This is a genomic window from Rhodococcus sp. P4_F3_2 (assembly GCF_056401335.1).
On sequence record NZ_JBFUJN010000003.1, the window covers coordinates 56,867 to 77,902 of the forward strand.

Consider the following 21,036-nt stretch of genomic DNA (forward strand, 5'->3'; position numbering starts at 1 on the left):
CTTTTTGATGGATTTCAGGGGTAGTTTCGATGGGTTCTCCTTGGCAGTCTTTGAGGTACAGCGCATCTTGAACACCGCAGGAAAGGCCCCGAATGACTCCATCACTGACCAACCACACCGTGCCGTCCGCAGGTAGGTTGCACCGAGAAGACTGCAACATCGACGACTTCGCCGCTTTGGTCGCGCACGACACCGACCTTGCCGATTACCCGTACGCCGATTCAGTGGCCGACGGGGTTCTTCTGTACCGCTCCGAAGCATTGGTAGAGCAATCGTCGAATCCTGAAACCCGGGCCGAGATCCAAGACGAGATCGCCCGGGCGTTACTCACCGGCCCCGGCATCACAGTCTTTCAAGGCGCGTTCGACGCGGAGATACTGGATCGCGCCAGCGCGGTCTTCCGTGAACTCATTGCACGCCAACACGAATCCGGTGCAGCGTCCGGAGATCACTTCGCCAAACCTGGTGCCAATGACCGAATCTGGGGCGCACAACTGAAGTTGGCGCTCGAAGATCCCAAGGCTTACGTCGACTACTACGCAAACAGCATTGTCGCTTTAGCTTCGGAAGCGTGGCTCGGCCCCATGTATCAGGTGACGTCGGACGTCAACGTCGTCAATCCCGGTGGCGCCGCACAGAATCCACATCGCGACTACCACCTCGGTTTCATGTCGAGCGACGTAGCCGCGAAGTTTCGGGCGCATGTTCACCGCTTGACCCCTGCCCTCACCTTGCAAGGTGCAGTCGCCCACGTGGATATGCCGGCCGAGACGGGCCCGACCAAGTATCTGCCGTACTCGCAGCAATTCGAATCCGGATACCTCGCGTTCGAGCGTCCCGAGTTCAAGGAGTTCTTCGAAGCCAACTACGTCCAATTACCTTTGAAGAAGGGAGATGCCGTCTTCTTCAACCCAGCCCTGTTCCACGCGGCAGGCCACAACAAGTCCGCCGACGTCCTGCGTATGGCAAATCTCCTACAGGTGTCGTCGGCCTTCGGTCGAGCCCTCGGAACCATCGACCGGGAGGCACTCGTCAACGCGATCTATCCGGCACTGCTCGCTCTCAGCGAGGCGGGGTCCGACGAGGCAGTTCGGTGTGCCGTCGCCGCCTCCGCCGAGGGCTACGCCTTCCCGACCAATCTGGACCGAGACCAACCGATCGACGGCCTCGCGCCTCAGACGCAGGCCGAACTCGTGACGGAGGCGGTTCGCGAGCGGATCTCACCTGGTCGACTGGCCGATCTACTGAAGGCACAGTCCGAGAGACGAATGAGCTGAGGGACGGCAGCACTGAAGAGACTTGTGCCGCTTAATGCCGATCGGTCGGTACGCTCGAAGCATGGGGTGGGACTTGTTAGTGCTGTTCGCCATGATAGGCCCGTTGGCGACGTTCGGGTGGGCGGCTGTTCGGGCGAAGCGCCGCGGACTCGGTGGCTCGTTCGTGGGGCCGTTTCAGGAAATGTTCGATCCTGGTGCGGCGCGAGCACAGACGGTCATCGAACAGATCGCGGAACTGCCGGATCCTGCGGACTCCGGCGACCCGGACAACGATGACGATGTGCCGTACACAGTCACCTATGAGGGTGTTCGGCTCCACATCAATCCCGGTAGGGCTCGACAGCGTGGAGGCGAAGGGACCGCCAAGCACGCTGACTGAAAGTTGCACCAGATCCAATGTTCAGACAGCGGTCCGCGCGACGCGGGAGAGTAAACCGGCGCTGCACGGCGGTGAGGAACGTAGCGGTCGAACGCGAACACTCTCGTTGCGTTGGGCAGGAGCAGAGCGGAACATGAACCTCATGCCTGTCTCCGAACTTCTCCGCCTAGGTACCGCGCAACCGATCATTCGCTGGGGCACCCCTGTCCTTCATACGCCAGCTCGGCCAGTGACTGAATTCGGCAGCGATCTCCAAGATCTGCTGGCAGACATGTTCGCTACCAACACCGCCGCAAACGGCGCAGGACTCGCTGCTCAACAGATCGGCGTCGACCTCGCGGTGTTCATCTACGACTGCACCGACGAGGTAGGGACGCAACGCACCGGCGTCGTCTGCAATCCCGTCGTTGACCTTCCTGAAGGAGTCGACCGGCAGCTAGTCGACTACTGCGAAGGCTGTCTGTCCCTACCCGGCGCCTACACAGACCTCGCGCGACCCGACTTCTCGACCTGTCGCGGAAACGATCAATACGGCAACCCGATCGAAATCACTGCAGGTGGCACCCTCGGGCGCTGCTTCCAACACGAGACCGACCACATCAACGGCATTGTCTTCGGCGACCGACTTCCAACGCGCAAACGCAAACAGCTCTATCGCGACCACGTCGAAGTATCGGATCAATACACAGCCCATTGGCCGGCGTGTTAAGCGGCCAGTCGGCTTAGAGGTGGAACCAGATAGCCCTACGCCGTTGGCCGACCAAACCACTTAGACATCTGAGTATCCAACTCCGCCTGCGTATCCCCGACCCATGCCACATGACCGTCCGGCCGAAGCAGGACAGCCGGAGCTTCCAATTCAGTGCTTGTGTCAACGATATGGTCGGCTCGATCGCTCCAACCATCGACGGACAGTTGGCCACCCTGGTCGAGAAGAAGTCCGCGGCCGGATCGCATCAGGTCGTACAGGTTGCCGCGGGTCAACGCGATGTTACGCAGCCTCCGACCGAGTAGGTCGTCGCCTTCGCCGAAATCGTAGCGAATCGAGATCGCAGTGATCTTCTCGGTCAAATAGCGCTTGACGTCTTCGAATTCCATCAGCTCGGAGATCAAGCGCCGCACCGCTTGTGGTCCGGCAGCGGTGGAGATCAACTCGGCCTGGGCGCGCGTGTTGTCCAGCACGTCGGCAGCCACCGGACGCCGTTCCGATTCGTACGTGTCGAGCAGGCCCTCCGGTGCCCAGCCGTTGATCTCGGCGGCGAGCTTCCAGCCGAGGTTGAAGGCGTCCTGCACACCGAGATTGAGACCTTGACCGCCCATCGGTGGGTGGATGTGTGCGGCGTCGCCGGCGAGAAACACCCGGTCGCGCCGGTAGTGCTCCGCCAGACGAGTGGCGTCGCCGAAGCGCGAGAGCCACCGCGGCGAGTGCACACCGAAGTCGGTACCGGCAATGGCCAGTAGCTGTTGTTTGATGTCGTCGAGGGTGGTCGGTGTTGCGCGACCGTCGGCAACTTCGGCTGCAGGGACCACGACACGAAAAGCACCATTGCCGGCGGGACCGACTCCGAATCGTTTGTGCGTTTCCCGGATTTCGGCGACAACGGCGGCCAGTTCATCAGCCGGCATGGTCACGTCCATTTCGCCGATCAACGTGTCGGCGCTCGACGGCTCGCCGGGAAACCCGACGTCGATCAGCTTCCGAACAGTGCTGCGGCCGCCGTCGCAGCCCACGAGGTAACGCGCGTGAAGTGTTGTGCCGTCGGATAATTCCGCTGTGACCTTGTCGGCGTCTTGACGGATCGCGACGACACGCTTCCCTCGCTGAATTTCCGCGCCGACTTCGGTGGCATGTTCGGCAAGAATCCTGTCGATCTCGGGCTGAGGTATTCCCAGTACGTACCCGTGCGCAGTATCAAGGTGCGCAGGTGCCGGCTTGCTGATCCCCGCGAAGAATCCACCGAGCGGATACTTGCGGCCGTGCGCGAGGAACTTGTCCAGCAACCCGCGCTGCTCCATGATTTCGATGCTGCGCACATGGATGCCGAGGGCACGGACGAACTGAGTCGGCTCCTCGTCCTTGTCCACGACGACGACATCGACGCCCTGTAGCCGGAGCTCACCTGCCAGCATCAATCCAGTTGGTCCAGCACCGACAATGATGACGTCACTCATGCGATCCCCTCCTTCGGGCAAGGCTTTTGCTTGCTCGCAGCAGACGAGTGTGCACCATCACCGGGGCCTTGCCGCAAGCCCCGGGTCCCGCGTTATGATGAAGGTGGCGGAAGACGCTTCATTATCGGCGCACCAACACCACAGCACCTGTATCGCGTGGGAGCCGCCAACTCTCGATCACCGTCGGCACCAGCATGGCCCCGAGAACACCCAGCGTCAGAGAAAACGGCACTCCGCCGCTCAGATCCTCCGACTCCGCCAACGGTGTGCAGAGCGTGATCACCAACGCGGACAGTGCAATACCCAGACCGGATGCCAACTCTTGCAGCGTTGCATGCAGAGTATTTGCATCGGTCAGCTCACCCGAGTCGACATCGGCGAACGCCAAGCTGTTGTACGCGGTGAACCCGATGGATCGCAACGCGCCGCTGACAAACAGTGCAACAGCGATAACGACGTCCGGTGTCGTCGACGAGATCAGTACCAGCGCACCGAAGCACACCACCGACAGAACTCCGTTTCCCACCAGAACTCGTCTGATCCCGAATCTACGCATGAGCGGAGTGGTGAGCGGTTTGATCGCGATATTCCCCGCGAACAGAGCCATCACCAGCAGACCGGCCTTGAACGCCGACATTCCGAATCCCACTTGGAACAACAACGGCAGCACAAACGGCACGCCCATGATCACGAGCCGGTACAGCGAGCCGCTCGACGCGACGAGCCGAAACGATCGAAGTCGGAGGACGCGGAGCGCGATGAGCGGGTGATCCGACCGGATGAGGTGAATGACGGCCAAGCTCAACAAGATCAGAGCCGCAATGATCCCGAGGCCCACTCGTAGCCAGTCGGTTCCGGCACTGTGCACGCTGTCGAGCGCCACGACAAGCACTGCGACGCCTGCTCCGATCACCACCAATCCCAGCCAGTCGAGGCTCCGTTTCTGTGTTTGCCGAATGTCGGGCACCATGCGCAATGCCAGCAGAAACCCGACGATCCCGATCGGAACGTTGATCAGAAAGATCCAGCGCCACGAAGCGATCGACACGATGGCTCCACCCACAGCGGGCGCAAGAACCGGCGCTGTGAGCGCCGGCCACGTCAAGTAAGCGATAGCCCGTACGAGTTCCGCCTTCGACGTCACCCGCAATACTGCGAGCCGCCCTACCGGCACCATCATGGCGCCGCCTACCCCTTGTAGTGCGCGCATCCCCACCAGCATCGGGAGGGAGGTGCTCAGTGCACATCCCACCGACGCCGCCGTGAAAACGGCTATGGCAGAGATGAAGACACGTCGCGTTCCGAACCTGTCGGCCATCCATCCGCTCGCCGGGATCAGGACGGCCAACACCAGGAGGTACGAAGAAACGGCGACATTGACGTCGACGGCGTCAACTCCGAAGGATTGGGCGATCGACGGCAGTGCGGTTGCGAGAATCGTCGCGTCGAGCATCTCCATGAACAGTGCTGCTGCCACGAGCAACGCCAGTCCGCGGGGAAATGTCACTGCACCAGAGCCTTTCGGAGCGATTCTCGATCAGCCGAGACAAATCCAGCCACCGGAGGAGACCGAGGCAACCATCGCGTCCAGAGCCTGCGCCGACGCGACAGCATCAGCGATGGTCGCGCCCTGCGGCGCTCCGTCCACGATCGAAGAGACGAAATTGCGAGCCTCGATGACCTTCAGGTCGTCATAACCCATGGCGTTGGCCGCGCCGGGTTGGAAGCGTCCGAACTCACCTGACTCGGGGCCGACCAAAACCGTCGTGACGGATTGGTCCTGGTACTTCGAGCCGAGGCTGGTGCCCAGTTCACCCATCCGGCGGTAATCCCAGAACACGGCACCCTTCGTACCGTGAATCTCGAATCCGTAGTTGTTCTGCTCTCCCACGGCGACTCGGCACGCTTCGAGGGTGCAGCGGCCGCCCGAGCCGAGCCGCAGCAGTGCGCTGACGAAGTCTTCGTTCTCGACAGCTCCCATCTCCCCGCCGCTGGCTCGGGCATGTCCACTGGTAGCGGCGGACGGACGCGCACGCTCCGGGATGAAGATCGCAGTATCAGCAACGAGAGCGTCGACGTCACCGAGAAGATGACGAATCAGATCGATGCCGTGCGAAGCCAAGTCGCCCAGGACGCCGGCGCCGCCGCGCTCACGCTCGTATCGCCAACTCAAAGCGCCTTCAGGGTGGGCCGCATAGTCGCTGAGGAAACGAAACCTCGAGTGCGTGATCGTGCCCAACTCCCCTGAGTCGATCAGGCTCTTTGCCAGGGCTACAGCCGGCGCGTTTCGGTAGTTGAAGCCGACGGTCGACTGCACACCGGCCTTCGAGACCGCTGCGGCAACAGCTTTGGCGTCTTCCGTGGACAAGCCGACGGGCTTCTCGATCCAGATGTGTTTGCCGGCTTCTGCCATTGCGACGCCGATTTCACGGTGCAAGAAGTTCGGGGCCGTGATGCTCACCGCGTCGATGGCCGGATCGGCTGCGATATCGCGCCAGTCCTGGGTGAAAGCTTCGAAACCGAATTGGTCCGCCGCTTCCTCCCCTCGGCCCGGCACCTCGTCGGCGACGGCGGCCAGGCGGATCACGGGAAGCTGGGGATAGTGCTGCCGCAGACGCAGATACGCCTGCGTGTGTACGCGGCCCATCCATCCGAATCCGGCAACTGCTACTGAAATGCCTGTCATGAGGCTCCGTTCGGGTCAAATGATCGAAGGATCGCAGAAATGCTGGGATCACAAATCACCCCCACTGACTCGGTCAGGCGGGTACTCGTGTCACCGGGATCGAGATCTAGCGGTCGACCACGGTGGTGTCGAAGTAGTAACGCGACGCTCGGTAGCAGTGGCTGCCGTACTCGACGGCACTACCTGAATCGTCAAATGCAGTGCGGCTCATGGTCAAGAGGGCAGCACCCACTTTCTCGTCGAGCAATCCTGCTTCTTCGCGAGTCGCCGCCCGAGCGCCGATTCGCTGCCGCGCCACACGGATGTGAACGCCGCGAGTTCGCAAGGTTTGGTACAGCCCTTGCGTCTCCAACTCCTCGGGATCGGGTGCGATGTCCACCGGAATGTAGTTGGTCATCACTGCCAGCGGTTCGCCGTTGGTGCTTCGCAGACGCCTGATGGTAGCCACTTCGGCGTCAGGTTCGAGGTTGAGTTCCGCGGCAACGTCCTCGGCGGGAACTCCCACCGTGAACTCGAGCAGCTTGGTCGTCGGCGCCTGGCCGGCCCTCGCAAGGTCGTCGAACAGGCTGGTGAGCTCGACCGGGCGGTGCACCGGACTTTGCACCACCTGAGTTCCGACTCCCCGCTTACGAACAAGTAGGCCCTTGTCCACCAGTTCCTGGATCGCACGTCGAGTGGTCGGACGTGAGAGATTGAGCCGTTTGGCCAACGCCAGTTCGTTCTCGAAGCGATCACCTGGGGCAAGTTCGCCACCGAGAATAGCGCCCTCGATTGCCTGGGCCAGCTGAAAATACAGCGGCACCGGGCTCGAGCGGTCCAACTCGACGGCGAGTGCTGCGACCACGGTCAACTCCGATCTGTCTTGGGAAGGCGCCGTATCGACGCTACTTCTCTCGGCAGTGTATGCGAACACTAACATTCACTTGACCGCAAGTCATAATGTCCAGACAAACTATTGACAATCGCTGTGTCGCGGCGCACAGTTTCAGTCATACAACGGTGCCCTGCGCGGGCAGCCCACCACGAACTCTCGGGAGTCAGTCTTGACAAGCATCAACACTCACCAGAGCGGGTCACACATCCCTGACGCACCATTCGACGTGCTTGCCATCGGCCGATCGGGGGTGGACATCTACCCACTTCAAACCGGTGTCGGACTCGAAGACGTCGAGACCTTCGGCAAGTTTCTCGGCGGCAGCGCAGCAAACGTCTCGGTGGCGGCTGCACGCCTCGGCCGGCGAGCAGCACTGATCTCCGGCGTAGGCAGCGATCCCTTCGGAAAGTTCGTCACACGCGAGTTGGCACGTCTGGGCGTCGACAACAGGTTTGTCGTCACCAATTCCGAGTACCCGACACCAGTGACGTTCTGCGAGATCTTCCCCCCTGACGACTTCCCGCTGTACTTCTACCGCAAGCCGCATGCGCCCGATCTTCGGATCACCCCGGAAGACATCGACCTCGACGCCGTTCGAACAGCGTCCCTCTACTGGTCGACTGTGACAGGGCTGTCCGAAGAACCGAGTCGCAGTGCACACTTCGCTGCCTGGGAAGCCCGCGAACGACGCCCGCTGACGGTCCTCGATCTGGACTACCGCCCGATGTTCTGGTCGACACCCCAAGAAGCGACCACTCAGGTGCAGCGCGCTCTCGCGCACGTGACGGTAGCCGTCGGAAACCGCGAAGAGTGCGAGATCGCGGTCGGTGAGACCAATCCGAACAAGGCCGCCGACGCGCTTCTCGACCTCGGAGTCGAACTGGCCATCGTGAAGCAGGGCCCGAAGGGTGTCCTCGGCAAAACACGAAAGCAATCGATCACCGTGCCACCCAACGCCGTCGACGTGGTCAACGGGCTGGGTGCTGGCGACAGCTTCGGCGGATCACTGTGCCACGGACTGTTGGCCGGGTGGCCACTGGAGAAGGTACTGCGCTATGCCAACGCAGCCGGTGCCATAGTCGCATCTCGGCTCGAATGCTCCACTGCGATGCCAAACGCTGAAGAAGTCCACGATCTCGCCGAAGCCACAGCCACGGAGGCAGTCAATGTCTGACAAGCTCGCCGCCCGCCCCCTCGCCACCACCTACGCCGACGTGACGGAACTGCGTGCGAGCGATCCGCAGATCATCGAAAAGACCTGGGCAGCACGCACTCCTCGCGCCACCGTTCGAGGCAACGGACGACTGATGATCGTCGCTGCCGATCACCCAGCGCGTGGGGCATTGTCTGTCGGCGGCAAGCCGACAGCGATGAACAGTCGTACCGATCTGCTCGACAGATTGCGCACGGCGCTCGACAATCCCGGAGTCGACGGCGTTCTCGGTACCGCGGACATTCTCGACGATCTGCTCCTCCTCGGGGCCCTCGAGGACAAGGTCGTCTTCTCGTCGATGAACCGCGGCGGCCTGGCAGGTGCGAGCTTCGAACTCGACGACCGCATGACCGGATATACCGCGGCGGGCACCGCGAAGTTCGGAATGAATGGCGGAAAGATGCTGCTGCGCATCGCCCTCGACGACGCGGGCACCCTGCCCACCATGACGGCATGTGCCGAAGCCGTTGACGAACTGGCCGCGGCCGGACTGATCGCGATGCTCGAGCCGTTTCTCTCCAGCCGCGTCAACGGCAAGGTCGTCAACGATCTCAGCCCCGACGCCGTCATCAAGTCCATCCACATCTCCCAAGGTCTCGGCTCCACCTCGGCGTACACGTGGATGAAACTACCGGTCGTCGACGAGATGGAACGCGTCATGGATGCGACCACCCTCCCGACGCTCCTCCTGGGCGGCGATCCGCAGATCGCGCCGGAAGAAACGTACGCAAAGTGGGACGCTGCCCTTCAGCTGCCGTCCGTGCGCGGACTGATCGTCGGGCGCGCGCTGCTCTACCCACCGGACGGCGACGTGACCGCGGCCGTCGACACCGCAGTCAAACTCGTCCACTAGAACCGACCTGGCAGGAGCAAGATGTTCAGCAAGTACTACGTCCCCGCCGGATCGTCCGCCGAAGGTGATTTCACGACAGTGGTCACGCCGGAGTCCGCGGGTTGGACCGAATCCAGCTTGTGGACACTCGAACTCGCCCCTGGCGCGAGCGTCCGCTTGCAGTCCGGCGAGAACGAGATAGTCGTCGTTCCACTGTCGGGTTCGGCCGTGATAGTTGCCGAGGGGACGGAGATCGCCCTGACCGGCCGCGCGTCGGTCTTCGACGGACCGAGCGACTTCGCCTACGTAGGACGCGATTCCGACTACACAGTGGCCAGCGCAGGTGGAGGCCGCTTCACCCTGTGCGGAGCGCGCGCCGGAGCCAAGCTGCCCCATCGCTACGGCCCGGTGTCGGGAGTTGCCGTCGAACTCCGAGGTGCCGGTAACTGCAGCCGACAGGTTCACAACTTCGCCACCGCAGACACCTTCGAGGCCGACTCCATCATCGCGTGTGAAGTCATCACCCCCGGCGGGAACTGGTCGTCGTATCCCAGCCACAAGCACGACGAGAACAGCGACGTCGAATCGGCTCTGGAAGAGATCTACTACTTCGAGATCGACCGAAGCCCCACCGGGACCGAAGGTTTCGGCTACCACCGCGTGTACGGAACCGCCGAGAGACCTATCGAGGTGCTCGAGGAAGTCCGCTCGGGCGACGTCGTCCTCGTGCCGCACGGCTATCACGGCCCGTCCATCGCAGCGCCGGGCCACCACATGTACTACCTCAATGTCATGGCAGGTTCGGGCGAGATCCGGGCGTGGAACATCTGTGACGATCCGCAACACACCTGGCTACGTGGAAGCTGGGATCACCAGGACATCGACCCTCGACTGCCGTTGCAGTCCCACAACTGACGGAAGTGAAAGCTGTGGCACCCACCAACAACGCAACCGGCAATCGTCTACCTCGCGACGAGCCGACCGTACACCTCACCGTTTCTCAAGCTGTCGTCCGCTTCCTCGCCAACCAGTACACCGAACGCGACGGCCAGCGCACCAAGCTGTTTGCCGGCTGCTTCGGAATCTTCGGGCACGGCAACGTCGCCGGACTGGGGCAGGCACTCTTGCAGGCCGAGATCCAGGATCTCGATGCCGGCCGTGAGCCGACACTCCCCTACGTGCTCGGCCGCAATGAACAGGCGATGGTGCACTCGGCTGTCGCGCACGCCCGCATGAAGGACCGCCTGCAGACGTGGGCAGTCTCGTCCAGCGTCGGCCCAGGTGCCACCAATATGATCACCGGCGCGGCACTGGCCACCATCAACCGTCTACCTGTATTACTCCTTCCCGCAGACACTTTCGCGACCCGCGCCAGTGCCCCCGTCTTGCAGGAACTCGAACTCCCGTCGAGCGGCGACGTCACAGTCAACGACGCTTTCAAACCGGTCTCACGATACTTCGATCGGGTATGGCGCCCGGAGCAGTTGCCGAGCGCTCTGCTCGCCGGGATGCGCGTTCTCACTGATCCCGTCGAGACCGGCGCAGTCACCATCGCCATCCCGCAGGACGTGCAGGCCGAGGCTTTCGACTGGCCCGAGTCCTTCTTCGCCGAGCGAGTCTGGCACGTGGCCCGCCCGCTCCCCGAGCGATCGGTGATCGAACGCGCCGCCGCGATCATCCGCTCGGCTCGCAAACCACTGATCGTCGCCGGCGGCGGAGTGATCTACAGCCAGGCCACCGACTCTCTGGCAGCGTTCTGCGCGCAGACCGGAATCCCCGTGGGGCAGAGCCAGGCCGGCAAGGGTTCATTGGTCTACGACCATCCACAATCCGTCGGGGCGGTGGGGTCCACCGGCACTACGGCCGCAAACGCACTGGCCACCGAGGCGGACGTCGTCATCGGAATCGGCACGCGGTACAGCGATTTCACGAGCGCGTCCCGCACCGCATTCACCAATCCCGACGTTCGCTTCGTCAACATCAACGTCGCTTCACTGGACTCCGTGAAGCAGGGCGGAGTCAGCGTGGTCGCCGACGCACGTGAGGCACTCGACGCGCTGGCGATCGCACTGAACGACTACCGGGTGGACGACGAATACGCGTCCAGGATCGGTGAACTCGCTCGCGATTGGGATGCGATCGTCGAATCCGTCTACAACCCAGCCGAACCCGCTGCCGACGGGTCACTGAATCAGAATCAGGTGATCGGCCTGGTCAACACTCTGTCCGATCCACGTGACGTCGTGGTGTGCGCTGCCGGGTCCATGCCGGGTGACCTCCACAAGCTGTGGCGAACCCGTGATCCCAAGGGGTATCACGTCGAATACGGGTACTCGTGCATGGGATACGAAGTTGCCGGCGGCCTAGGCGTCCGCATGGCGTGCCCCGATCGCGACGTGTTCGTGATGGTCGGCGACGGTTCCTATCTGATGATGGCCACCGAATTGGTCACCGCCGTACAGGAACGCCTCAAGGTCATCGTCGTCCTGGTGCAGAATCACGGATTTGCCTCCATCGGTTCGCTGTCCGAGTCGCTGGGTTCCCAGCGCTTCGGCACGCAGTACCGCTACCGCTCGAATGACGGACGTCTCGACGGAGGTGTTCTCCCGGTCGATCTGGCCGCGAACGCCGCCAGCCTCGGTGTCGACGTCATCCGCGCCAACACCGCCGCCGAGTTCGCCGACGCAATCAAAGTCGCCAAAGCAAGCGACACCAGCACGGTCATCCACGTCGAAACCGATCCGCTGATCGGCGCCCCGGACAGCGAATCCTGGTGGGATGTACCGGTATCGGCTACCTCCGAACTGGAATCGACCAAGAACGCCCGGACAACCTACGAGTCCTGGAAGAAGATCCAGCGACCGTATCTACGTCCATCCGAATGAAAATTCCGCACAGACACACCCCAAAAAGCTTGCCCGCGAAAGGAATCTAGACATGAGCGCGATTCGCGTCGGATCAGCCCCCGACTCCTGGGGTGTGTGGTTTCCGGACGACCCTCAGCAGACCCCATACACACGATTCCTCGACGAGGTGTCCGCGTCGGGATACGAATGGATCGAACTCGGCCCGTTCGGATACCTTCCGACCGATCCAGCCAAGCTGACTGACGAACTCGGAGCACGCGGCCTCAAGCTTTCGGCCGGTACCGTTTTCGAACACCTGCACCAGGACGATTCCTGGGATGCCGTCTGGAATCAGATCAAGGACGTCGCCAAGTTGACCGCAGCCGTCGGCGGCAAGCACGTAGTGGTCATCCCCGAGATGTGGCGCGATCCTTCCACCGGAGAAGTACTCGAAGATCGCAATCTGACTCCCGAGCAGTGGCGCAAGAAAACCGACGGCATGAACGCTCTCGGCAAGACGATGCTCGAGGAGTACGGCGTCATGGCGCAGTACCACCCTCATGCCGACAGCCACGTCGACATCGAGGACAACGTCTACAAGTTCCTCGAAGGTACAGACGAGCGTTTCGTGAACCTGTGCCTCGATACCGGCCACATCAGCTACTGCGGCGGCGACAATCTCGCCATCATCAACAAGCATCCGGAGCGCATCGGGTACCTGCACCTCAAGCAGGTGGATCCGGCGATCGTCGCCAAGGTGGAGGCGGAGGACCTGCCGTTCGGCGAAGCCGTCAAACTCGGCGCGATGATCGAACCACCGCGCGGAATACCGGACATGCCACCGCTTCTGGAGGCCATCGAGAAGCTCGGCATCGACGTGTTCGCGATCGTCGAGCAGGACATGTATCCCTGCCATCCCGACACACCGCTGCCCATCGCACAGCGCACTCAGAAATACCTGTCCACCTGTGGCGTCCCCGCCGTCCGTTTCAGCTGAGCAACACAATCGAGGAGTACCACCGCATGTCTGACAACCAGGATCTCCGGATTGCAGTGCTCGGCGTCGGCATCATGGGGGCCGATCACGTCGACCGCATCACCAACAAAATCGGCGGTGCCCGAGTCACCGTCGTCAACGACTACTCTCTTGCCCGCGCCGAGGAAATCGCAGCATTGACGCCGGGGTCACGCGTCGTCGTCGATCCGTTCGATGCCATCGCAGCCGAGGACGTCGACGCCGTTGTGCTCGCAACCCCAGGCCCGACCCATGAGAAGCAGGTACTTGCCTGCCTCGAAGCAGGCAAGCCGGTTCTCTGCGAGAAGCCGCTGACCACCGACGCGGACAGTTCGCTGGCGATCGTCAAAGCCGAAGCAGCGCTGGGAAAGAAACTGATCCAGGTTGGTTTCATGCGCCGGTTCGACCACGAATACACCCAGCTCAAGGATTTGATCGACAGCGGCGATCTCGGTCGCCCTCTCGTTGTGCACTGCGCGCACCGCAATCCTGCGGTTCCGAACGGCTTCGACAGCGCGATGATCGTCAAGGACTCGCTCGTCCACGAGGTCGACGTGACGCGATTCCTGCTCGACGAAGAGATCACCTCGGTGCAGATAATTCGGCCGTCTGCGAATTCGCTTGCTCCCGAGGGCATTCAAGACCCACAGATCGCGATATTCGAGACCGAGTCCGGTAGACACGTCGACGCCGAGGTGTTTGTCACCACCGGAGTTGCCTACGAAGTGCGCACCGAAGTTGTCGGCGAACTCGGAAGCGCGATGATCGGACTCGACGTGGGACTGATCCGAAAGACCAAGCCCGGCAACTGGGGTGGGCAGATCACCCCAGGATTCCGCGAACGCTTCGGGCAGGCATACGACACCGAGTTCGCCCGGTGGATCAAGGCAGTGAAGACGGGCGCCGGCACCGGCAACTACATCGACGGACCAGGCGCCTGGGACGGGTACGCCGCGGCCGCTGTCTGCGCCGCTGGCGTGAAGTCTCTGGAGACGGGTCAACGCGTCGTCGTGGACATGGTTGCGCGCGATTCTGTGGCCGGAGCGTAGCGATGAAGGTCGCTCTCGATCCCACACCGTTCCATCACGATTACTCGCTGCTGGAGCTTCCCCGAGTTGTTGCCGATCTCGGGTACGAGTATCTGCAGCTCACACCGCACGTCGACATGATCCCGTTCTTCAATCACCCGAAAGCCGACGACGCGCTCGTCACCGAGTTCCGGAAGGCCTGCGCGAGTGCGGGAGTCGGCATCGCGTCGGTGCTCCCGGTCCTTCGGTGGTCCGGCCCGGACGAGGACGCTCGCGAAGCAGCAGTGCGTTACTGGAAGCGGGCCATCCAGATCACGGTCGATCTCGGTGTCAACGTCATGAACACCGAATTCTCCGGCCGCCCCGAGAAAGCCGAAGAGTCCGAGCGTGCGTTCTATCGTTCGATGGAGGAACTGCTTCCGATCATCGAACGCGAGGGGATCGACGTCCTGATCGACCCGCACCCGGACGATTTTGTCGAAGACGGACTTGCCGCGATCCGCACGATCCGTGGCGTGAACTCCAAGAACCTCGGCATGGTGATCGTGGCGTGCCACCAATTCCACATGGGTGGGGACCTTCCCGCCATCATGGAGGCCGCCGGCGACATGGTCCGTCTCGTACATGTGGCAGACACCATGGATCATCACCGTTCCCACGGACTTCGCTACATCACCAATCCGCCAGGCAATGCCGTTCGAGTGCATCAACACCTCAAAATCGGGGACGGAGACGTCAACTGGGACGAATTCTTCGGCGGCCTCGGCAAACTCGGCTTCTACGATCGTGACAACACCGTGATGGTGTCGAGCGTCTTCGCCGAGAACGAAAACGCACACGAGGTTTCCCGGTACCAGCGCGAGACGATGAACGACTATGTCGCCAAGTACACCTCCCCGAACTCCTGAGCCACCAGACCACTAGGAAATACCATGACCAGCACTGATACTCGTGTCATCGCGCACTGGTTGGACGGCAAGTCGTTCGCCGGAACATCCGAGAACACCGCCCCCGTCACCAACCCCGCCACCGGACAGATCACCGGCCGACTCGCCCTGGCGAACCTCGAGGACGCTCGCACCGTCATCGACGCTGCTGCGGCGGCCTTCCCCGCCTGGCGTGACACCTCCCTGGCCCGGCGCACACAGATACTGTTCAGCTTCCGCGAACTCCTCAACGCTCGCAAAGGTGAACTCGCCGAGATCATCACAGCCGAGCACGGCAAGGTTCTCTCCGACGCCCTCGGCGAAATCAGCCGCGGACAAGAAGTAGTCGAATTCGCCTGCGGAATACCGCATCTCCTCAAGGGCGGATACACCGAGAATGCATCGACCAAGGTCGACGTCTACTCCATCCGCCAACCTCTCGGCCCCGTAGGCATCATCTCCCCCTTCAACTTTCCCGCGATGGTCCCGATGTGGTTCTTCCCGGTCGCCATCGCCGCCGGGAACACCGTGATTCTCAAACCCTCGGAGAAGGACCCCACCGCGGCGATCTGGCTCGCCGAACTCTGGGCCGAAGCCGGTCTGCCCCCCGGCGTCTTCAACGTCCTCCAAGGTGACAAGCTCGCCGTCGACGAACTTCTGGAAAACAAAGCAGTCAAAGCGATTTCGTTTGTCGGATCCACCCCCATCGCCCAGTACGTCTATGCCACCGGCACCGCCAATGGCAAACGCGTGCAAGCACTCGGCGGCGCCAAGAACCACGCCATCGTTCTGCCGGACGCCGACCTCGACCTCGCCGCCGACGCAATGGTCAACGCGGGATTCGGCTCCGCGGGCGAACGATGCATGGCGATCTCCGCCCTGGTCGCAGTCGGCGACATCGCCGACGAACTGGTCGCCAAGATCGTCGAGCGCACCACTCCCCTCGTCACCGGTGACGGCACCAAGAACTCCGACATGGGTCCGCTCGTCACCAAGGCCCACCGCGACAAGGTCGCCTCATACGTCGATGCAGGCGAGAAGGACGGCGCCACCATCGTGGTCGACGGACGTACAGTCCAGGCCGATGGTGGACCGGACGGCTTCTGGCTTGGACCCACCCTCATCGACCACGTCACCACCGACATGTCGATCTACACCGACGAAATCTTCGGGCCTGTTCTCTCCGTCGTGCGCGTCGATACCTACGACCAAGCCCTCGAACTGATCAATAACAACCCGTACGGAAACGGCACCGCCATCTTCACCAACGACGGCGGCGCTGCCCGACGCTTCCAGAACGAGGTGGAGGTCGGCATGATCGGCATCAACGTCCCCATCCCGGTTCCCATGGCCTACTACAGCTTCGGCGGCTGGAAGAACAGCCTCTTCGGTGACACCCACGCTCACGGGACAGAAGGTGTTCATTTCTTCACGCGGGGTAAAGCCGTCACCAGTCGCTGGCTCGACCCCAGCCACGGCGGCATCAACCTCGGCTTCCCCGAAAACAGTTAGCCGGCAAGACATCTGTGGCCGAGACTCTCGAAGAGGCTCGGCCACAGATGTTTTCGAGAGGTCTACGCGACCGTGGGGTGATACGTCAGCACCTGAACTCCGGATTCGTACCGACGATCGTCCTTCAACTCGAGGTCGATCTTGTCGGCCGATTCGGGGAACACTCTCCCGCCGGACCCGAGAATGACCGGGAAGACCATCAGCCGTAACTCGTCGACCAGACCGGCCAGCAACAACGCGTGGACGAGCGTCCGACTTCCCGCGACCAGGATTTCGCCGTCGATCTGTTCCTTCAGCTTCGGAACGGATTCCTCGATGGGATCGGTGAGCGCCGTCGAGTTGTTCCATTCGAGCGGCTCCGTCGAACTCGTGACGACGTACTTGGGCATCTCGTTCATCTTGTCCGCAAAGCCTTGGTCGTCTTCGCGCTCAGGCCAGGCACCGGCGAAGCTCTCGTAGGTCCGTCGACCGAGTAGAAGCACGTCCGCGGCGAGGGTTTCGTCGAGTTTGAACTTCATCTGATCGCCCTCCTGGTACGGAAAGACCCATCCAGTGTGCGCATAACCCGGTTCGCCACCGGGCGCTTCCATGACCATGTCCAAAGACACGAATTCTGTCACCACGATCTTGCCCATACCGATCCCCTGTCGTCAGTGCGTGTGCGCCATTCGAGTAGTCGACTACCCCACTGTTACAGACTCTGCGTGGTGGTGGAACTCATCAGCGGCGATCGTCCACTATGACCGATGTACAAACCGAATCGCCTGTTTTCGATCCCTCTGCTTGCGTGGCGATTCGGACGTTCCCTCACGTTCGCATACCCTCGTATATCGATGATGTGGCGTCGAAAGTGTGCAGTGGCAGTGGCCGGAACAGTGCTCTCAGGGAGCATTGCGTTTACCGGTGTCGTAGGGACCTCGGGAGTGGCCGGCGCCCAACCGGCCCCGCCGCCGCCCACCACCACCACCGAGGCACCGTTCACAACACCCAACACCGACAGCTGCCCGTTCACGAGTAGCCCGGCGCCGGCGATCGATCTCTCCGAAGCACCTGCGCCCGGATCCACGGCCCCGACTGCTGTCCCGATTCCGGAAAGCCCCGTCGGTGGAGACAAGCTCGGCGAGTGTGGCGTCGTACTTCCTGACGGCGCTCCCCCGCTCCCGGCCGACATCGCGGCATCCGGATGGGTACTCGCGGACGCCGAAACCGGTGAGGTCCTCGCCGCGAAAGATCCGCACGGTCGCTACCGACCGGCCAGCACCATCAAGATGCTGTTGGCTCTCGTCGCTCTCGACGAACTCGATCTCGACACCGAAATCACCGCAACTGCCGAAGATGCGGACGCTGAAGGTAGCGCTGTCGGCATCGGCAAGGGCGGCAAGTACACCAACCGGCAACTGATGCAGGGTCTGGTCATGGCGTCGGGAAACGATGCCGCGCACGCTCTTGCCCGCCAACTCGGCGGTGACGCTGCAGCCGTGTCGAAGATGAACGCGCTCGCGGCCGAACTCGGCGCCCTCGACACTCGCACGGCAACTCCATCCGGACTCGACGGCCCGGGGATGAGCAGCTCACCGTACGACCTGGCCGTAATCTTCCATACAGCCCTCCAGAATCCGACGTTTGCCGGACTGATCCATACCGAAACCGTCGAGTTTCCCGGCTTCCCGAAAGATCCGACGATTCCTGACGATCAGGACCGCCCCGGATTCACTCTCGCGAACGACAATCAGTTGCTCTACAACTACGACGGCGCATTGGGCGGCAAGACCGGCTTCACCGACGACGCCCGCCACACGTACGTCGGTGCTGCGGAGCGCAACGGCCGGAAACTACTGGTGACATTGATGGGCGGCGAAGCCAAGCCGATCCGTCCGTGGGAGCAGGCTGCCCGTCTACTCGACTACGGATATGCACTCCCCGCCAGCACAACCGTCGGCTCGTTGACGGACCGATCGACCGACGATGCCACGCCCGATGTCACTCGCACACCGTCTGCCGCTGCACCAGGCTCGATCTCGGCAGCACCCACCGCTACCGACACCGAGTCGGACACCACTGACCGCATCCTCATCGGTGCTGTCGGCGGAGTTGTGGTGATCGCGCTGGTGGCGGGAGCCGTTGCCCTGAACCATCGAAGGCGCTAGCGCGGCCGACGGCGCATGAAGCCCGAAAGACCCAGGCCGGCAACCGCACCCGTGGCGATCAACGCAGCCACGCGAGACGGTGAAGCTCCGTCACTGACAACGATTCGCGGCGAGATCACGGCCGGATCCGGCGGCGGAACGAAGGCGAGAGCCATACTTTCCTTTGTCGTCGCCGCCCACGCCGTGCAGAACAGCAGCATCCTCGACGCAGTGAACACGAACACGAGCAAACCGATGATCGGGCCGAATGCCACGCCCGCCGGGCCACTGGTGACGGCCGCGAGGTAGATCGCACCTACCTGCTTGAAGATTTCGAACACGACCGCGGCGATAAGCGCTGCCTGCGCGGCGCTGCGCAGCGTGACAGGCTCGCGCGGTAGCCGGGCAATCACCCACAGGAACACCGCCCACGTCGCCAGGAGTGAGAGCAACAGTGAAACGACTCTGAGCCCCACGCCGACACCGGTGATGTTCTCGAGGTTGAGCCATTTCACGATCTGAGTCGCAACCGGCCCGCTGCTCAGCGCCGACATTCCCAGTGAGACGACCATGGCGAGAGCCAGACCGATGAGGGCCCCTGCGTCACCGAGTTTGGTACGAACGAAACCCTTCGGCTCGCGCTTGCTCTCCCACATCGCCGTCAGCGCGTCGCGAACATTTGCCATCCAACCGAGACCCGCGTACGCGGCACCCAGGAGACCGAAGATTCCGACGCTCGCGCGCGAGTCGATAGCCGAATCGATCAGCGTGTTGATGGTGTCACCCAAGCTGCCCGGAATGCTCTTGGTGATCTGCTCCTGAATCGACTCCAGGTACTCGGGATGCCCGGCCAATACGAAACCGGCCACTGCAAACGCGACCATCATGATCGGAATCAATGCGAGAACACTGAAGTACGTGATTCCCGCAGCGTAGTAATCGCCCTTTTGCTCTTGGAAACGTCCTGCGGCGCGAACCAGATGATCGAGCCAGGGTCGCGCTGCTCGTTGCTTCTCGAGAAAGCTCGGTGCGTCGTCGTCCGTGTCAGCCATTGCCGTCCCCCTCATGTTCGGTCAGGCGTCGTGAGTCCGAATTCGCGTAAGTCAGCCCTTCGGTGCCAGGAATCCGACCTTGTCATAGACAGCGGCGAGAGTGCGTGAAGACACCTCACGGGCGCGGTGCGCTCCAGCCGCGATGATGCGATCCAGCTCTGCCTCGTCGGCAAGGTAACCGTCGACCTTCGCCTTGAGTGGGGTGACGAACTCGGTCAGCACGTCAGCGGTATCGGTCTTGAGGTCGCCGTACCCCTTGCCCTCGTAACCGGCCACCAGAGTCTCGATCGGCACTCCCGAGAGAGCCGACTGAATGGTGAGCAGGTTGCTGACGCCCGGCTTGGCCTGCGGGTCGAAACGAATCTCGCGCTCGTTGTCGGTGACGGCCGACTTGATCTTCTTTGCCGACACCTTCGGATCGTCGAGCAGATTGATCAGTCCGGCCGCACTGGCGGCGGACTTGCTCATCTTGGCGGTCGGATCCTGCAGGTCGTAGATCTTTGCCGTGCCCTTGATGATCTGCGGCTCGGGAACAACGAACGCCTTGCCGTAGCGGGTGTTGAACCGGCCGGCCAGATCGCGTGCGAGTTCGAGGTGCTGACGCTGATCCTCACCCACCGGAACTCGCTGCGGGCGGTACAGAAGGATGTCCGCGGCCATCAGAACCGGATACGTGAACAAACCGACACTGGCGTTGTCGCTGCCTTGCTTGGCGGACTTGTCCTTGAACTGCGTCATACGGCTGGCTTCACCGAAACCGGTGATGCAGTTCAGGACCCACGCCAACTGTGCGTGCTCGGGAACCTGACTCTGTACGAACAGCGTCGCCCGATCCGGATCGATCCCCACCGCAAGGAGCTGAGCCACCGCAACCTTGGTGCGACGACGCAATTCCTTCGGGTCCTGCGTCACCGTGATGGCGTGAAGATCCGGAATGAAGTAGAAAGCGTCGAAATCGTCCTGCAACGGAACCCACTGCTGCAGCGCACCCAGGTAGTTGCCGAGGTGGAAAGAATCCGACGTCGGCTGGATTCCGGAAAGCACGCGAGGCTTTGCGGTGGGCTTCTGTTCTGCAGGGGTCGACATGGTTCCGATCTT

19 protein-coding genes are annotated in these 21,036 nt (G+C 62.2%); 12 read left to right on the forward strand and 7 right to left on the reverse strand.

The window, feature by feature from the left end; translation table 11 throughout:
* Nucleotides 1-92: 92 nt before the first annotated feature.
* From AC1DWA_RS04280 to AC1DWA_RS04290, 3 genes are all read left to right on the forward strand, one after another.
* Complete coding sequence (locus tag AC1DWA_RS04280) at nt 93-1,277, forward strand: phytanoyl-CoA dioxygenase family protein (RefSeq protein ID WP_020969145.1); 1,185 nt, start codon at nt 93-95, stop codon at nt 1,275-1,277.
* A gap of 61 nt (nt 1,278-1,338) precedes the next feature.
* A complete protein-coding gene (locus tag AC1DWA_RS04285) occupies nt 1,339-1,656 on the forward strand; it encodes a hypothetical protein (protein WP_037119347.1) in 318 nt (105 codons plus the stop codon).
* A gap of 229 nt (nt 1,657-1,885) precedes the next feature.
* Nucleotides 1,886-2,365, forward strand: coding sequence for a peptide deformylase (locus AC1DWA_RS04290; protein ID WP_243617089.1), 480 nt, complete (start codon nt 1,886-1,888; stop codon nt 2,363-2,365).
* A 35-nt stretch (nt 2,366-2,400) separates the two neighbouring features.
* Here AC1DWA_RS04290 and iri read toward each other — a convergent pair whose 3' ends face one another.
* From iri to AC1DWA_RS04310, 4 genes are all read right to left on the reverse strand, one after another.
* Nucleotides 2,401-3,828 (reverse strand): rifampin monooxygenase Iri, encoded by a 1,428-nt coding sequence (gene iri, locus AC1DWA_RS04295; protein ID WP_243617088.1) that lies wholly within the window; start codon nt 3,826-3,828, stop codon nt 2,401-2,403.
* Nucleotides 3,829-3,949: 121 nt separating this feature from the next.
* On the reverse strand, nt 3,950-5,335 hold the full coding sequence (locus tag AC1DWA_RS04300; RefSeq protein WP_134998747.1) for an MFS transporter: 1,386 nt from the start codon (nt 5,333-5,335) through the stop codon (nt 3,950-3,952).
* Nucleotides 5,336-5,365: 30 nt separating this feature from the next.
* On the reverse strand, nt 5,366-6,514 hold the full coding sequence (locus tag AC1DWA_RS04305) for a Gfo/Idh/MocA family protein (RefSeq protein WP_020907002.1): 1,149 nt from the start codon (nt 6,512-6,514) through the stop codon (nt 5,366-5,368).
* Nucleotides 6,515-6,620: 106 nt separating this feature from the next.
* A complete protein-coding gene (locus AC1DWA_RS04310; protein WP_003941006.1) occupies nt 6,621-7,358 on the reverse strand; it encodes a GntR family transcriptional regulator in 738 nt (245 codons plus the stop codon).
* Nucleotides 7,359-7,557: 199 nt separating this feature from the next.
* Between AC1DWA_RS04310 and iolC the strand changes: the two genes are divergently transcribed.
* Genes iolC through AC1DWA_RS04350 form a run of 8 tightly spaced genes read left to right on the forward strand, consistent with a single transcriptional unit; the run spans nt 7,558 to nt 16,760 of the window.
* Nucleotides 7,558-8,562 carry a 5-dehydro-2-deoxygluconokinase gene (iolC, locus tag AC1DWA_RS04315; RefSeq protein WP_175470287.1) on the forward strand — a complete coding sequence of 335 codons (1,005 nt, stop codon included), beginning with the start codon at nt 7,558-7,560 and terminating at the stop codon, nt 8,560-8,562.
* Nucleotides 8,555-9,454 (forward strand): Cgl0159 family (beta/alpha)8-fold protein, encoded by a 900-nt coding sequence (locus tag AC1DWA_RS04320; protein ID WP_477846085.1) that lies wholly within the window; start codon nt 8,555-8,557, stop codon nt 9,452-9,454. Before iolC ends, AC1DWA_RS04320 begins: the two co-directional genes overlap by 8 nt.
* A 21-nt stretch (nt 9,455-9,475) precedes the next feature.
* Entirely contained in the window at nt 9,476-10,348 is an 873-nt protein-coding gene (gene iolB / locus AC1DWA_RS04325; protein ID WP_477846086.1) for a 5-deoxy-glucuronate isomerase, read from the forward strand.
* Between the two features lie 14 nt (nt 10,349-10,362).
* A complete protein-coding gene (gene iolD / locus AC1DWA_RS04330; RefSeq protein WP_317831037.1) occupies nt 10,363-12,318 on the forward strand; it encodes a 3D-(3,5/4)-trihydroxycyclohexane-1,2-dione acylhydrolase (decyclizing) in 1,956 nt (651 codons plus the stop codon).
* 52 nt (nt 12,319-12,370) lie between these two features.
* Entirely contained in the window at nt 12,371-13,276 is a 906-nt protein-coding gene (locus AC1DWA_RS04335) for a sugar phosphate isomerase/epimerase family protein (RefSeq protein ID WP_477846087.1), read from the forward strand.
* Between the two features lie 26 nt (nt 13,277-13,302).
* On the forward strand, nt 13,303-14,343 hold the full coding sequence (locus AC1DWA_RS04340) for a Gfo/Idh/MocA family protein (protein WP_019747669.1): 1,041 nt from the start codon (nt 13,303-13,305) through the stop codon (nt 14,341-14,343).
* 2 nt (nt 14,344-14,345) lie between these two features.
* Nucleotides 14,346-15,230: a sugar phosphate isomerase/epimerase family protein gene (locus AC1DWA_RS04345; RefSeq protein WP_070796145.1), complete on the forward strand. Its 885-nt coding sequence runs from the start codon at nt 14,346-14,348 to the stop codon at nt 15,228-15,230.
* Nucleotides 15,231-15,254: 24 nt separating this feature from the next.
* A complete protein-coding gene (locus AC1DWA_RS04350) occupies nt 15,255-16,760 on the forward strand; it encodes a CoA-acylating methylmalonate-semialdehyde dehydrogenase (protein WP_019747667.1) in 1,506 nt (501 codons plus the stop codon).
* A 62-nt stretch (nt 16,761-16,822) separates the two neighbouring features.
* Here AC1DWA_RS04350 and AC1DWA_RS04355 read toward each other — a convergent pair whose 3' ends face one another.
* Nucleotides 16,823-17,395 carry a dihydrofolate reductase family protein gene (locus AC1DWA_RS04355; RefSeq protein WP_029254981.1) on the reverse strand — a complete coding sequence of 191 codons (573 nt, stop codon included), beginning with the start codon at nt 17,393-17,395 and terminating at the stop codon, nt 16,823-16,825.
* 198 nt (nt 17,396-17,593) lie between these two features.
* Here AC1DWA_RS04355 and AC1DWA_RS04360 point away from each other — a divergent pair, with 198 nt between their 5' ends.
* A complete protein-coding gene (locus AC1DWA_RS04360; protein WP_477846088.1) occupies nt 17,594-18,907 on the forward strand; it encodes a D-alanyl-D-alanine carboxypeptidase family protein in 1,314 nt (437 codons plus the stop codon).
* Here the strand turns inward: AC1DWA_RS04360 and yhjD are convergent.
* Nucleotides 18,904-19,938 carry an inner membrane protein YhjD gene (gene yhjD, locus AC1DWA_RS04365; protein ID WP_020969131.1) on the reverse strand — a complete coding sequence of 345 codons (1,035 nt, stop codon included), beginning with the start codon at nt 19,936-19,938 and terminating at the stop codon, nt 18,904-18,906. The two genes, AC1DWA_RS04360 and yhjD, sit on opposite strands and share 4 nt — an antisense overlap.
* Before the next feature lie 51 nt (nt 19,939-19,989).
* Nucleotides 19,990-21,024: a tryptophan--tRNA ligase gene (gene trpS, locus AC1DWA_RS04370; RefSeq protein ID WP_003941025.1), complete on the reverse strand. Its 1,035-nt coding sequence runs from the start codon at nt 21,022-21,024 to the stop codon at nt 19,990-19,992.
* Nucleotides 21,025-21,036 lie beyond the last annotated feature (12 nt).